At 71.9% G+C, this 13,965-nt stretch carries 11 protein-coding genes; 10 read left to right on the top strand and 1 reads right to left on the bottom strand.

Going from position 1 to position 13,965, the window contains the following annotated elements:
- Nucleotides 1-39: 39 nt before the first annotated feature.
- The 3 genes from ACZ5WE_RS09770 to ACZ5WE_RS09760 are packed head-to-tail and all read left to right on the top strand — an operon-like array spanning nt 40 to nt 3,461.
- Entirely contained in the window at nt 40-903 is an 864-nt protein-coding gene (locus tag ACZ5WE_RS09770; protein WP_467684090.1) for a shikimate dehydrogenase, read from the top strand.
- A 25-nt stretch (nt 904-928) separates the two neighbouring features.
- Nucleotides 929-2,749, top strand: a complete 1,821-nt coding sequence (locus tag ACZ5WE_RS09765) for a bifunctional sugar phosphate isomerase/epimerase/4-hydroxyphenylpyruvate dioxygenase family protein (protein ID WP_467684092.1) — start codon at nt 929-931, stop codon at nt 2,747-2,749.
- Between the two features lie 37 nt (nt 2,750-2,786).
- A complete protein-coding gene (locus tag ACZ5WE_RS09760; RefSeq protein ID WP_467684093.1) occupies nt 2,787-3,461 on the top strand; it encodes a TetR/AcrR family transcriptional regulator in 675 nt (224 codons plus the stop codon).
- Between the two features lie 21 nt (nt 3,462-3,482).
- Here ACZ5WE_RS09760 and ACZ5WE_RS09755 read toward each other — a convergent pair whose 3' ends face one another.
- Nucleotides 3,483-4,268, bottom strand: a complete 786-nt coding sequence (locus tag ACZ5WE_RS09755) for a DeoR/GlpR family DNA-binding transcription regulator (RefSeq protein WP_467684094.1) — start codon at nt 4,266-4,268, stop codon at nt 3,483-3,485.
- Between the two features lie 290 nt (nt 4,269-4,558).
- Between ACZ5WE_RS09755 and ACZ5WE_RS09750 the strand changes: the two genes are divergently transcribed.
- The 7 genes from ACZ5WE_RS09750 to ACZ5WE_RS09720 are packed head-to-tail and all read left to right on the top strand — an operon-like array spanning nt 4,559 to nt 13,947.
- On the top strand, nt 4,559-5,914 hold the full coding sequence (locus ACZ5WE_RS09750) for an MFS transporter (protein ID WP_467684095.1): 1,356 nt from the start codon (nt 4,559-4,561) through the stop codon (nt 5,912-5,914).
- Between the two features lie 13 nt (nt 5,915-5,927).
- Complete coding sequence (locus ACZ5WE_RS09745; RefSeq protein ID WP_467684096.1) at nt 5,928-7,514, top strand: FGGY family carbohydrate kinase; 1,587 nt, start codon at nt 5,928-5,930, stop codon at nt 7,512-7,514.
- Nucleotides 7,507-9,018: an FGGY-family carbohydrate kinase gene (locus ACZ5WE_RS09740; RefSeq protein WP_467684097.1), complete on the top strand. Its 1,512-nt coding sequence runs from the start codon at nt 7,507-7,509 to the stop codon at nt 9,016-9,018. The genes ACZ5WE_RS09745 and ACZ5WE_RS09740 overlap by 8 nt, the downstream gene beginning before the upstream one ends.
- Nucleotides 9,015-9,623 carry a histidine phosphatase family protein gene (locus tag ACZ5WE_RS09735; protein ID WP_467684099.1) on the top strand — a complete coding sequence of 203 codons (609 nt, stop codon included), beginning with the start codon at nt 9,015-9,017 and terminating at the stop codon, nt 9,621-9,623. Before ACZ5WE_RS09740 ends, ACZ5WE_RS09735 begins: the two co-directional genes overlap by 4 nt.
- A 47-nt stretch (nt 9,624-9,670) precedes the next feature.
- Nucleotides 9,671-10,714, top strand: coding sequence for a 2-hydroxyacid dehydrogenase (locus ACZ5WE_RS09730; RefSeq protein WP_467684101.1), 1,044 nt, complete (start codon nt 9,671-9,673; stop codon nt 10,712-10,714).
- 42 nt (nt 10,715-10,756) lie between these two features.
- The gene (locus ACZ5WE_RS09725; RefSeq protein WP_467684103.1) at nt 10,757-11,725 is read left to right on the top strand and encodes an oxygenase MpaB family protein; all 969 of its coding nucleotides are present in this window, start codon (nt 10,757-10,759) and stop codon (nt 11,723-11,725) included.
- On the top strand, nt 11,707-13,947 hold the full coding sequence (locus ACZ5WE_RS09720; RefSeq protein ID WP_467684105.1) for a serine/threonine-protein kinase: 2,241 nt from the start codon (nt 11,707-11,709) through the stop codon (nt 13,945-13,947). Before ACZ5WE_RS09725 ends, ACZ5WE_RS09720 begins: the two co-directional genes overlap by 19 nt.
- The last annotated feature ends 18 nt before the right edge of the window (nt 13,948-13,965 follow it).

Here is a 13,965-nt window from a genome sequence, read left to right as displayed (position 1 = left end):
CGTGATCGACCCCGCCAAGACGACCCACAGGAACTCTCGATGACCTCGTACCTCACCGGCCTGATCGGCTCCGGTATCGGCCCCTCCCTGAGCCCCGCCCTGCACGAACGCGAGGCGGACCGGCACGGTGTGCGCCTGATCTACCGCACCCTCGACATCGACGTACTCGGCGTCGCACCCGACGCCGTCGGCGAGCTGGTGCACGCTGCCCAGCGCCTGGGCTTCGACGGCCTGAACATCACCCACCCCTGCAAACAGCTGGTCATCGAGCACCTGGACGAGCTCGCCCCCGACGCCGCCGAACTCGGCGCGGTGAACACCGTCGTCTTCAGGGACGGACGTGCCATCGGGCACAACACCGATGCCACCGGCTTCGCCCAGTCCTTCGCCCGCGGCCTTGCCGACGCGCCGACCGGTGATGTCGTGCAACTCGGCGCGGGCGGCGCGGGCGCCGCGGTGGCGCACGCCCTGCTGAACCTCGGCGTCGACCGAATCACCCTGGTCGACACCGACCCGGCCCGTGCCGCCACCCTCGCCGCCGCGCTGACCTCGCGCTTCGGGCCGGGTCGCGCCATGTCCGCGCCGACCGCCGAGATACCGGGACGCGTCGCCGCCGCGGACGGCCTCGTCCACGCCACACCCACCGGCATGCTCGCGCACCCGGGCCTGCCCCTGCCTGTCACGCTGCTCAGGCCCGGACTCTGGGTGGCCGAAGTCGTCTACCGGCCGCTGGAGACCGGCCTGTTGCGCGAGGCCCGCGCCATCGGGTGCCGCACACTCGACGGCGGCGGCATGGCCGTCTTCCAGGCGGCCGACGCCTTCCGGCTCTTCACCGGGCTCGAACCGCACACCGGACCAATGCTCGCCGACCTCGGCGATCTGGCCGCCTTCCCGGCGGCCTGACGTCCCGGCCCGACAGGAGGACACCATGCGCAAATCGATCGCCACCGTCTCGCTCAGCGGCCCGCTGTCCGAGAAGCTCACCGCCGTCGCCACCGCCGGATTCGACGGCGTGGAGATCTTCGAGAACGACCTGCTCGGCGGCCCGCTCAGCCCCGAGGAGGTGCGCCTTCGCTGTGCGGATCTGGGTCTCGGCATCGACCTCTACCAGCCGTTCCGCGACTTCGAGGCCGTCCCCGCCGATGTTCTCGCCCGCAATCTGCGGCGCGCGGAACGGAAGTTCGCCGTGATGGAGCGCCTGGGCGCGGACCTGCTCCTCGTCTGCTCCAGCGTCGCCCCCGAGTCGGTCGACGACGACGCGCTCGCCGCCGAGCAGCTGCGGCTGCTCGCCGACCGGGCGGCGGCCCACGGCATCCGTATCGCCTACGAGGCCCTGGCCTGGGGCCGGCACGTCAGCACGTACGACCACGCCTGGCGGATCGTCGAACAGGCGGATCATCCGGCCCTCGGTACCTGCCTCGACAGCTTCCACATCCTCTCCCGCGGCTGCGACCCCAAGGGCATCGCGGACATCCCCGGCGAGAAGATCTTCTTCCTCCAGCTCGCGGACGCGCCCCTGATGGCGATGGACGTCCTGCAGTGGAGCAGGCACTACCGCTGCTTCCCCGGCCAGGGCGGCTTCGACCTCGTCCCTCTGGTGGCCGCCGCCGTGCGGGCCGGATACCAAGGGCCGTTGTCCCTCGAAGTGTTCAACGACGTCTTCCGGCAGGCGGGGGCGGCCTCCACCGCCGTCGACGCGCTCCGCTCGCTGCTCCTTCTGGAGGAGTCGGCCGGTCTCTCCGCGCTCCCCACCGCGGCCGCGCCCTCCGGGTTCGCCTTCGCCGAGCTGACCGCGGCCGACACCGAACCACTGCGCGGAGTCCTCGAGTCCCTCGGCTTCGCCCACACCGCACGGCACACCTGGAAGCCGGTCGAGCTGTGGGAACAGGGGGACGCCAGGATTCTGCTCAACACCGGCGCCAGTGCCGGCGCCGGCGGCCGTCGTCAAGGCCCGGCTCTGACCGCCGTCGGCGTGGAGACCCCCGACCCGGAGCGAGCCGCACGGCGCGCGGAGGAGCTGCTCGCACCTGTGGTGCCGAGGCGCCGAGGGCCGCGGGACGCACCGCTGGACGCGGTGGCCGCACCCGATGGCACGGAGTTCTTCTTCTGCCGCACGGAGCAGCCCCACCACCCCAGCTGGACCGGTGACTTCGTCGACGTACCGTCGCGCGCCCTGCCGGGGGAGGAAACTGGCGAACCGCCCGCGATCGTCCGCCACATCGACCACATCGCCCTCACCCAGCCCTGGCACCAGTTCGACGAGGCATCGCTGTTCCACCGGGGCGTGTTGGGCCTCGAGCCGGACGACAGCCTCGAGCTGGCCGATCCCTACGGCCTCGTGCGCAGCCGCGCCGTCGCGTCCCCCGACGGCGGTGTGCGCATCGTCCTCAACATCGCACCGGCACCCGACGCCGAGAGCAGCCGCCTCCAGCACATCGCGCTGGCGACGGACGATATCGTCGGAGCGGCCCGCCGCGTCCGCGAAACGGGCACGGGCCTCCTCCCGATCCCCGCCAACTACTACGACGACCTCGACGCCCGCTACGAACTGGACCCGCAGCACCTGGCCACCCTCGCGGAGCTCGGCATCCTCTACGACCGCGACGAGAACGGGGAGTTCCTCCACTGCTACACCGCCACGGTCGGGCGTGTCTTCTTCGAGTTGGTGCAACGCACGGGCGGCTACCGGGGCTACGGGGCGCGGAACGCGGCCGTACGGCTCGCGGCTCAGCATTTTCACCAGCATTAGACTGACCGGCGCCGATGAGTCCGCCCTGAGGAGCCGCATGGCCGCCGCAGTCCCCCCGCCGTCCCCGCCCGTCAAGCGAACCCGGGACGCGGCCCGTACGCGGGGGGAGATCCTCGACGTGGCCACCGAGGAGTTCGCCCGCATGGGGTACGCGGGGGCCAGGGTGGACGAGATCGCCGCCCGCATGCGGACCACGAAGCGGATGATCTACTACTACTTCGGCAGCAAGGACCAGCTGTTCACCGCGGTCCTCGAGCGGGCGTACAAGGTCATCCGGCACGAGGAGCAGCAGCTCGACGTCGGGCATCTGGGCCCGGTGTCCGCCATCCGGCGTCTGGCCGAGCTCACCTTCGACCACCACGAGGCACACCCGGACTTCATCCGCCTCGTCAGCATCGAGAACATCCACGAGGCGAAGCACATCGGTGCCTCACCGAGTCTTGCCTCCCTCAGCTCTCCGGCGATCGACGTCATCGCCTCGATCCTCGAAACCGGGCGCGAGCAGGGCGTGTTCACGGCCGACGTGGATGCCGTCGACCTGCACGCGATGATCAGCTCGTTCTGCTTCTTCCGCGTCTCCAACCGGCACACCTTCCGTACGCTCTTCGGCCGCGACCTCACCGAGCCGCCGCGCCGTGAGCACTACCGGACGATGCTGGGGGACATGGTCATCTCCTACCTGACATCGGATCTACCGGGCGCAAAGCACTAGGACACAAACGGGAGTTGACCCTTACTGATCGCGGGCGGGTACCACCATCACCTCGGTGCCGGCCGCCCGCACCGCCCGTACCTGCTCCGCCGCCAGGCCGTCGTCCACGATCAGCAGATCGAAGTCGGTCAGCGGTGCGAGGGCGTACAGACCGTCCTTGCAGAACTTGGTGTGGTCCGCGACCAGCACCCGTCGCGTCGCGCACTCCATCATCGCCCGCTTGACCTGCACTGTCTCCGGTGAGGTGTGGTAGCAGCGGCCGTTGGTGACGGCCGTCGTGGACATGAAGAGGACGTCGGCGCGAAAGGCACGGACCGCGTCCGCGGTGTGCAGGCCCATGAACGCGTCGTACGCCGGGAAGTACGCGCCGCCCAGCGTGATCAGCGAGATGCCGGGTTCCTTCGCGAGTGTGGTGATGGCCGGCAGCGAGTTGGTGAGCACGGTCAGCGGGGTGTGCTCGGTGACCTGGTGCGCGAGGAGCAGACAGGTCGTGCTGTCGTCGAGCAGCACGGTCTGGCCCGGCACGAGCAGGGTCGCCGCGGCCCGCGCGAGAAGCTGCTTGGTCTGCGCCATGGTGGCCATCCGCTCCGCGACACTGCCGTGGAACTGCGCCGACGGCAGCCCGGTCGCACCGCCTCGGACCTTGCGCAGCCAGCCCTGCGCCTGAAGGGCGTCCAGATCGCGATGCGCGGTCATCAGACTGATGCCGAACTCATCGGCCAGATCGGCGGTGCGTACGAAGCCGCGGCCGATGACGGCCTCGCGCATCTGCCGCCGCCGCTCCTCCTGCGCCTCGACACGGTCCATCGCGGTGCTCCCTCCGGTGTCCGCTCCCTGCCATCCGGGCGGTACGTGTGTGAACTCGCCGCGTTATGTTCGCACGGATTTATCGCTCCTCCGTCGAGGAGAGCGGCGTCCGCGAGCGGCTCCGCCACGACGCAACACGGCAGGTGCCCGCTCCGCTGGGAAGATTCCGGCCGCCCTTGACTCGCCTTTCCGGCCAGCTGTTCCATCAGCTCGTCCGTCCCTGCAGCCCCCACCGCGGACACCTGCCCGCACCGCAGACACCTGCCTCCGCCGCTGAAAGGGGAGAGTCGATGCCGACCCCTCCGTCCCCTCCTCCGCGTTCGCTGATCACACGCCTGGGTATCCCGCCGACCCTCGCCTGGGGCTACCTCGGGCTGCTTCTCTTCATGATCGGAGACGGGGTCGAGTCCGGCTATCTCTCGCCGTACCTGGTCGACGAGGGCATCTCGCAGCCCCGCGTCGCGTTGCTGTTCACCGTCTACGGAGGCGCCGCGGCCATCGCCGCCTGGCTCTCCGGAGTGCTGTCCGACCTGTGGGGCCCGCGCCGCGTCATGTGGACCGGTCTCGGCATCTGGGGCGTCTTCCAGCTCCTCTTCCTCGTCCTGGCCATCCCGATGACCAGCTATCCGCTGATGATGCTCGGGTACGGCCTGCGCGGCCTCGGCTACCCGCTGTTCGCCTACGGGTTCCTGGTCTGGATCGCCTCGGTGGCGCCGCGCGCCCGGCTCGGCACGGCCATGGGCTGGTACTGGTTCGCCTTCACCGGCGGTCTGCCCACCCTGGGTTCACTGGTCGCCGGCGGACTCATTCCGCGGATCGGTGCCTACGCCACGCTGTGGTCCGCGCTGGTCCTCGTAGCGGCGGGCGGTCTCGTCGCCCTGCTGCTCGTCCGCGACGACCGGGGCGGGAAGCGGTCGCGCGGTGAGGGTGAGGGGCCGCTCGCCACCCTCGTCGGCAGCGTCACGGTCCTGTGGCGCAATCCCCGGGTCGGCGCGGGATCGCTCGCGCGGGTCATCAACACGGCATCGCAGTTCGGCTTCTTCGTGATCATGCCGATCCACTTCACGAAGACGGTCGGCTTCAGCCTCACCGAGTGGCTGCATCTGCTCAGCGCCATGTTCGCCACCAACATCTTCGCGAACCTGCTCTTCGGCGTGGTGGGCGACCGGGTCGGCTGGCGTCGGACCATCGCCTGGTTCGGTGGCGCGGGATGCACCCTCAGTACGCTGCTGCTCTTCTACGTCCCGAACGCCGCCGGCGACAACTTCCCGCTGGCACTGGCCGCCGCCGCTCTCTACGGGGCTACGCTGGCCGGATATGTACCCCTTTCGGCACTGGTGCCCTCGCTGGAGCCGCGGCACAAGGGGCAGGCGCTCGCCGCGCTCAACCTGGGCGCGGGCGCCAGCACCTTCGTCGGCCCCGCCGTCGTCGCGGTCTTCGTCGGGCCGCTCGGTGTCACAGGGGTGGTCTGGATTTTCGCGGGGATGCATGCGGTGAGCACCGTGCTCGCACTCTTCCTGAAGCTGCCGGACGACGCGGGTGCGGCGGAGGTGGGCGGCGAATCGCCTGACCCCGCGTCCGCCGCCCCGGGCACAGCGCCGGCCGCCACATCGGGTGCGGCGTCCGCCGCCTCGGCCCAGGCGTGAAAGGACTGACCTGATGTCCGTACTGACCATCGACGTCGGCACCACGATGATCAAGTCGGTCGTCTTCGACGACCAGGGCAAGGAGATCGCGGTCTCCCGGCTCGCCACCGAAGTGCTCCGGCCCCACCCCGGCTGGGCGGAACAGGACATGGACGCCGTCTGGAACGCCGTCGTCCATACCGTCCGCAGCGTGCTTTCCGGCCTCGCGGACCCCGTCTGGCTGGTGTCCTTCACCGCGCAGGGCGACGGGGCCTGGCTCGTCGACGAGGACGGCCGCCCGACGGGACCCGCGATCCTGTGGTCCGACGGCCGGGCCGGGGACCTGCTCACCACCTGGCAGCGTGAGGGCGTCCTCGAAGCCGCCTTCCGCCGCAACGGCTCACTGACCTGCGCGGGCATGCCCAACGCCCTCTTCAGCTGGCTCGCTGCCCACGACCCGGACCGCCTGGCGCGCTCCAGCACCTCGCTCACCGCCGCGGGCTGGCTCTTCCTGCGCCTCACCGGTGTTCTGGCCTGCGACGAGTCCGACGCCTCCGCCCCGTTCCTGGACCACACCACCGGGGACTACGACCCGCGGATCCTCGACCTGTTCGGCCTGAGCGCGTACCACCGGCTCCTGCCGACCGTCCTCGGCGAGTCGGAACGGATCGCCGAGATCACCGGCGACGCCGCGGGCCAACTGGGCCTGCCGGCCGGCCTTCCCGTCGTGATGTCCCCGTACGACATCGCCGCCACCGCCCGCGGCGTCGGCGTGGTCAACCCCGGGCAGGCGTGCGGCATCCTCGGCACCACCCTGTGCACGGAGATCGTCCGCACGGACGTGGACACCAGCGGCGAACCGTCCGGCATCAACATCGCCTACCGCGGCCGCGAACGGGTGCTGCGTGCCTTCCCGACCCTCAACGGCGCCGAAGTGCTGGGCTGGGCCGCGCGGATGCTGGGGCTTCCCGGGCCGCCGGACCTGGCGCGGCTTGCCTTCGAATCGGAGCCGGGCGCCCGCGGGTTGCTGTTCCTGCCCTACCTCTCCCCGGCGGGCGAACGCGCCCCGTTCCTCGACCCGCACGCCCGCGGCTCCTTCTGGGGACTTTCCCTGGAGCACTCGCGCGCCGACATGGCCCGCGCCGTCTTCGACGGGCTTTCACTGGTCCTGCGCGACTCGCTTGCCGCGGCCCGCACGGACGTGAGCGAGCTGCGGCTGTGCGGCGGCGGCGCCAACAGCGACGCGTGGTGCGCGCTGATCGCCGACGCCACGGGAGTGCCCACCGCCCGCTCCGGCGACACCGAGCTGGGCGCCAAGGGCGCCTTCCTCACCGGCCTCGTCCGCACCGGCGCCGAGAGCAGCATGCACACGGCTGCCGCCAAGTACGTCCGGATGCAGAGCAGTTGGGAACCCGACCCGGAACGCGCGCAGTTCTACGCCGCCCTGTACGAGGATTTCATCGGCCGCAGGTCCATCGTGCGCGAGGCGGGCTGGAGCGGTGGTGCGCTCTGGCGGGGGAGCCGTACAGCGGGGCCGGGCGGGGCCTCGCACGAAGTTGCCGGCGTCTCTGCCGCCCTGGTCGACGGCGTCCCTACCGCCCTGGGAGACGACCATGTCTGAGACCCATCTCGCCGACGCCCTCGACCCCCTCGACGGCATCTGGCTCGGCCTCGACCTCGGTACCCAGAGCGCACGCTGCGTCGCCGTCGACGGCACCGGGCAGCTCCTGGCCGCCGCGTCGCGGCCGCTGACCGGCCGCCGCGACGGCGTGCGCCACGAGCAGGACCCCGAGCAGTGGTGGACCGCCCTGTCCGCCGCCTGCCGCGATGCCCTGGCCGGACTCGACGCGGGGCGGATCCGCGCACTCGCGATCGACGGTACCTCCGGCACGATCCTGCTCGCCGACGCCACCGGCCACCCGCTCACCCCCGGCCTGATGTACGACGACGGGCGAGCCGCCGACCAGACGGTGACCGTCAACGAAGCCGGGGATGCCGTCTGGCGGGAGCTCGGATACCGCAGCATGCAGCCCTCCTGGGCGCTACCGAAACTGCGCTGGCTCCTCGACCACGAGCCCGCCGCGTCCGGCGCGGGCGTCCGGCTGCTGCACCAGGTCGATCTGATCACCTGGCGCCTCGCCGGACATCAGGTCGCCGCCGACGCGAGTCACGCCCTCAAGACCGGCTACCACCTGGTCGAAGAACGCTGGCCGGACAAGACCATGGCTCAACTCGGCATCGGCGAAGGACTGTTGCCTGACGTCGTACGCCCCGGCAGCGTGCTGGGCACCGTCTGCGCCGCAGCCGCGGAAGCCACCGGTATCCCCGAAAGCACCACCCTGGTCGCCGGAATGACCGACGGCTGCGCCGCCCAGATCGGCTCCGGAGCCCTGGAACCCGGCGCCTGGAACTCGGTGCTCGGCACCACCCTCGTCCTCAAGGGCAGCAGCCCGCATCTGGTCCGCGACCCGGCGGGCGTCGTGTACTGCCACCGCGGGCCGGGCGAGAGCTGGCTGCCGGGCGGCGCGTCCAGCAGCGGCGCGGGTGTCATCTCCCGGCACTTCCCCGGCGAGGACCTGGACGGCCTCACCGAACAGGCCGCCGCGCTCGACCCGGACGCGGTCACCTACCCCCTGGTCTCCGCCGGCGGTGAACGCTTCCCCTTCCGCGCGCCGGAGGCCGAGCCCTTCACTCTCGGCCAAGTCCCCACCCGCGCCGCCGAGTTCCACGCACTGCTGCTCGGCGTCGCCTTCCTGGAACGGCTCAGCCTCGACTATCTCGACCACCTCGGCGCCCCCGTCGACGGACCGCTCACCTTCACCGGTGGTGGCGCCCGCAACCGCTACTGGTGCCGGCTGCGCGCCGAGGTCCTGGGGCGTCCCGTACGCCTGCCGGAACAGGCGGAGGGCGCCATCGGCATGGCGGTGCTCGCCGCCACCTCCCGCGGTGCGAGCCTCCAGGAAGCGGCCGCGGCCATGGTCCGGATCAAAGAGGAGATCCACCCGTCGCCTCCCCGCACCGCCCGCTACCTCCCCCTCTACCTCCGCTTCATCGACGAACTCACCCGCCGCGGCTGGCTCGACCCGGCCGTGGCCGACCACGCCCGCAGGAGGGCAGCCCAGTGACCCACTTCATCCTCGTACGCCATGGCGAGACCGTCTGGCACGCGGAGAACCGCTACGCCGGCCGCACCGACGTGCCCCTCACCCCGCACGGGCGCGAGCAGGCCGACGCGCTCGCCGAGTGGGCCCGCGCCGCGGATCTCACGGCGATCTGGAGCTCCCCGCTCTCCCGCGCCCGGCTCACCGCCGCCCCCGCCGCCGACGCCTGCGGCCTCACGCCGCGGATCGACGAGCGACTCTACGAACTCGACTTCGGCCAAGGGGACGGCCTGACCAGGGACGAGATGCGACAGCGCTTCCCGGAACAGCTGGCCGCCTTCCTCGACGACCCGGTGGAGCACCACCTGCCCGGCGGCGAGGACCCGCGCAAGGCCGCCGCACGCGCCGCCGACTGCCTGGCCGACATCGCCCGCGAACAGCCGCACGGCAGGGTCCTGATCGTCGCCCACTCCACGCTCGTCCGCGTCCTGTTCTGCCACCTCCTCGGCATCCCCCTCTCCGACTACCGCCGGGTCTTCCCTCACCTGCTCAACGGCGCCCTCACGGAAATCCGCGTCGAGGACGGGCAGACCGCACTGCTGCGACTGAACACCCCCGCGCTCCACTGACCTGCCACACCCGTACCGCCCGCATCACCCCTCAGGAGAGACCCCCCATGAGCACCACCGTCCTCGCCGCCGGCAACCACTTCATCCGCCCGAGCCTGTTCACCGCGGCCGTGCGCGCCGCCGCCGGAGAGCTGCCGCTGGACGTCCGCGAGCTCCAGTTCCCGTGGCCGCACACGCCGTTCGGGCCGGTCGCCGAGGTCATCGAGGCATCCGGCAGCGAGGACGAGATGATCGAGGCGCTCCAGGGCGTACAGATCTGCGTCACCGAGCACGGCCCGCTCACCGAGCGCATCCTCGCGGCCAGCCCCGACCTGAAGCTGTTCTGCACCAGCCGCGGCGGCCCGGTCAACGCCAACCTCGAAGCCGCCACCCGGCACGGCGTGGCCGTCTGCTACGCCCCCGGCCGCAACGCCACCGCCACCGCGGAACACACCCTCACCCTCCTGCTCGCCGCAGCCCGCGGCGTCGGCGACACCCACACCGACCTGCGCGACGGCATCTGGCGCGGCGACTACTACGACTACGACAACTGCGGCATCGAGATCGACGGAGCGACCGTCGGCCTCGTCGGCTACGGCGCCATCGGCAGCCGGGTCGCCCGCGTCCTGCGCGCGATGGGAGCCGAGGTCCTGGTGCACGACCCGTACGTAAGGCCCGAGGCACTGGCGGGAGTCGCGGAACAGGTATCCCTCGCCGAACTGCTCCGCCGCTCGCGCATCGTCTCCCTGCACGCGCGCGTCACCGACGAGACCAAGGGCATGATCGGCCGCGACCAGATCGCCGCGATGCCCCGCGGCTCGATCCTGGTCAACTGCGCCCGCGGCGCGCTCCTCGACTACGAAGCGGCCTGCGACGCCCTGGAGTCGGGCCGGCTCGCGGGCGCGGGCTTCGACGTCTTCCCCGAGGAGCCCCTGCCCGCGGGATCCCGGCTGCTCACCGCCCCTGGTGTCGTCCTCACCCCGCACATCGCGGGTGGCAGCCAGCAGGTCGCGCACAAGGCAGCCCACATCGTGGCCGCCGAGGCCGGCCGCTTCCTGCGCGGCGAGCCGCTGGAGCACTGCGCCAACCCCGAGGTGTTCAAGGCGGGTTGAGGCGAGCCGCGGCGGCGTAGCCTGCGCTCAGGAGGTGGTTGTATGCGCGAGGCATCCTCATCGGGACACCCGGTGGAGGCGGCTCCGGTGGAGGCCGACCCGGGGCTCTTCGGGCCGTCGTCCGTGACCTGGCAGATGCACGGCGACCCGATGATGTGGGTCGCCGGAATCCGCGCCCTGTACTTGCAGGCCCTGCACCCGCGCGCGGTCCGTGGCGTCATGCAGAACAGCGACTTCCGCAAGGACGCCTGGGGCCGTCTCATGCGGACCGCCGACTTCGTGGGCACCATCACGTACGGCACCACCGACGTCGCCGAGCACGCGGGGGCGCGCGTGCGGAAGATCCATACGATGCTCAAGGCCACCGACCCCGAGACGGGGGAGCGCTACGGCGTCGACGAGCCCGAGCTGCTGCTGTGGGTGCACTGCGCCGAAATAGACTCCTATCTGCACGTCGCACGCCGGTCGGGGTTCCGCCTGACGGACGAGCTCGCCGACCGGTACGTCGCCGAGCACCGGGAGAGCGGCCGCCTCGTCGGCCTGGACCCCGCCGACATACCGGCGTCGACCGCCGCACTCGCCGCGTACTTCGAGCGCGTCCGGCCCGAACTGGCCGCCGGTCCGGAGGCGCGCGACGTCGACGACTTCCTCCAACGCCCGCCGACCCACCCGCTGTTGATCCCGGCGCGCGCCCTGCTGTGGCGGCGCGTGGCGAATCTGGCCTACGCCTCGCTGCCGCCGTACGCCCACGCGTTGTACGGCAGGACGGCCCCGCCACCCGCCACCGTGACCCGGCGACTTGTCACCACCGGCACCATCCTGCGCACCGTTCCCGCCCGCCTACGCTGGCAACTTCCCCCGAAGCACATTCTGCGCGCCATGGCCAGGCTCGGGCCCGGCGCCCGGCCTGCCCCGTACAAACTCGACAGGCGGGCAGCCATACTGGACGGGCCGGGGAGGGCGAAGCGAAGCAACGGGGGCGACGGCGGGAGATGGCGGACACCAGGCTGATCCAGGGCCGGTACCGGCTACTGGACCTGATCGGGCGCGGCGGCATGGGCGAGGTGTGGCGTGCGCGCGACGAGTCGCTCGGGCGCAGGGTCGCCGTGAAGTGCCTCAAGCCGATGGGGCCGCAGCACGACCAGTCGTTCACGCGCGTGCTGCGTGAGCGGTTCCGCCGAGAGGCGCGCGTCGCTGCCGCGCTGCAGCACCGCGGCGTCACCGTCGTCCACGACTTCGGGGAGCACGACGGCGTCCTGTACCTGGTCATGGAGCTGCTCGAAGGACGCAACCTCAGCCAGCTCCTGGAGGACAACAAACAGCATCCGCTGCCCGTCCCGGACGTCGTGGAGATCGCCGACCAGGTCTCCGCCGCGCTTGCTTACACCCATGAACAGGGCATCGTGCACCGGGACTTGAAGCCCGCGAACATCATGCGGCTCACGGACGGCACGGTGAAGATCTGCGACTTCGGTATCGCGAGGCTCGGCCATGACATCGGCTTCACCTCGCGCCTGACCGGCACCGGCATCGCGATGGGCACGCCGCACTACATGTCCCCCGAACAGATCAGCGGCGCCCAGGTCGACCAGCGCAGCGACCTCTATTCCTTCGGGTGCGTGCTGTACGAGATCGCCACCGGGGCGCCGCCGTTCGACCTGGAGGACGCCTGGGCGGTGCTCGTCGGCCACCGTGACACGCCGCCCGAGCCGCCGCGCAGGCACCGCGACGAGCTGCCCGAGTACTTCGAGAGGATCGTCCTCGACCTGCTCGCCAAGGAACCGGACGAGCGGCCCAGCGACGCACGCGAACTGGGGCGCCGCATCGTCACCGGCCGCACAGTTCCCACGTACGTCCCGACCGTCGTCACCCCGCCCGTGCGCCGCCCGGAGCAGCCGCCATCGCGCGAGCCGCGGTTGCCCTCGTGGACCCGCGGCATGACGACCGGGCACAAGGCGAACGGCGCGTCCGAGCTGCGGACGACGCCGCCCGACGCGGCGGCCGGCCTGACCGGCGAGTGGATCCCGCGCACCGACGCGCGCCGGGCCGCGACGCCGCGCGGGCCCGAACGGCCCACGCCGTCACCGGAGGTGGTCGCCACCCTCGTCAGCCGGCACAACGCGGGCCTGAGCCTGGGACGCCTCGGCCGCTGGGCCGAGGCGGGCGAGGTGCACCGCGCGGTGGCCGCCGAGCGGGAGCACGCGCTCGGCCCCGACCACCCGGACACGCTCGCCAGCCGCTACGAAGTGGGCTTCACCCTCAGCCGCACCGGACGCGCGGCCGACGCCCTGCGGGAGTACGGGCGCGTCGCCCAGGGCAGGGAGCGCACCCTGGGCCCCGAGCATCCGGACACGCTGGCCGCACGGCAGGAAATGGCGTACGTCATGGGGCAGTTGGGGCGACACTTCGAGGCCCACCAGATGTACACCTCCGTCCTTGCCGTCCGGGAACGGACCGCGGGCGCCGATCACCCCGACACCCTGCGCTGCCGGCACAACCTGGCGTACAACCTCAGCAGGCTCGGCCGACTGGAGGACTCCTACCAACTGGCCCGCGAGGTGGCGACGTCCCGAGCGCGCGTCCTCGGCGCCACACACCCCGACACCCTCGTCACCCGCTACGAAGTCGCCTACGCGCTCGGCCAGTTGGGCCGCTGGCCCGAGGCGCTCCAGACGTACCGCGAGGTCGCCGACGCGCGCGTGCGGGCGCTCGGCGCCGACCACCCCGACACCCTCGCCGCGCGCTACGAGGTGGGTATCAGCCTCGGCAGGCTCGGTCGCAGCGGCGAGGCCCTCGAGCTGTACCGCGACCTGATCGACGACCGCGCCCGCGTGAACGGCCCCTCCGACCCCGAAACCCTGCGCGCACGGCACGGCCTCGGGGTCAACCTCGGCCGCCAGGGGCGCTGGGAGGAGGCCCTGGCCGAGGCCCGTGACGTCTGCGCGATACGCGAACGCGTCCTCGGCGGCGACCACCCGGACACCCTGGTCAGCCGCCGCGAGGTGGCCGTGGGCCTCGGCTGGCTCGGCCGCTGGGCGGATGCCCTCACCGAGTACCGCCGCGTTGCCGCCGCCCGCGAACAGGTCCTTGGCGCCGACCACCCCGACGCCCTGGCCAGCCGCAACGACGAGGCGCACTGCCTGGAGCAGCTGGGCCGCGGCACAGAGGCGGTCGAGCTCTACCGCCGAGTGGCGGCTCTGCGCCAGCAGAGGGCTTCGGGCGGGGGGCACTGAGCGCGCGACGATCACCCC

The sequence above is a fragment of the Streptomyces sp. NPDC033180 genome (assembly GCF_055577645.1).
The sequence above is the reverse complement of the archived record's forward strand: the minus strand, read 5'-3'. Positions and strand labels throughout refer to the sequence as shown.

Coding starts and splice junctions, on each gene's coding strand:
- ACZ5WE_RS09745 (WP_467684096.1), top strand. CDS start 5,928: ATGTCCGTACTGACCATCGACGTCGGCACCACGATGATCAAGTCGGTC.
- ACZ5WE_RS09750 (WP_467684095.1), top strand. CDS start 4,559: ATGCCGACCCCTCCGTCCCCTCCTCCGCGTTCGCTGATCACACGCCTG.
- ACZ5WE_RS09755 (WP_467684094.1), bottom strand. CDS start 4,268: ATGGACCGTGTCGAGGCGCAGGAGGAGCGGCGGCGGCAGATGCGCGAG.
- ACZ5WE_RS09770 (WP_467684090.1), top strand. CDS start 40: ATGACCTCGTACCTCACCGGCCTGATCGGCTCCGGTATCGGCCCCTCC.
- ACZ5WE_RS09725 (WP_467684103.1), top strand. CDS start 10,757: ATGCGCGAGGCATCCTCATCGGGACACCCGGTGGAGGCGGCTCCGGTG.
- ACZ5WE_RS09730 (WP_467684101.1), top strand. CDS start 9,671: ATGAGCACCACCGTCCTCGCCGCCGGCAACCACTTCATCCGCCCGAGC.
- ACZ5WE_RS09765 (WP_467684092.1), top strand. CDS start 929: ATGCGCAAATCGATCGCCACCGTCTCGCTCAGCGGCCCGCTGTCCGAG.
- ACZ5WE_RS09720 (WP_467684105.1), top strand. CDS start 11,707: ATGGCGGACACCAGGCTGATCCAGGGCCGGTACCGGCTACTGGACCTG.
- ACZ5WE_RS09760 (WP_467684093.1), top strand. CDS start 2,787: ATGGCCGCCGCAGTCCCCCCGCCGTCCCCGCCCGTCAAGCGAACCCGG.
- ACZ5WE_RS09740 (WP_467684097.1), top strand. CDS start 7,507: ATGTCTGAGACCCATCTCGCCGACGCCCTCGACCCCCTCGACGGCATC.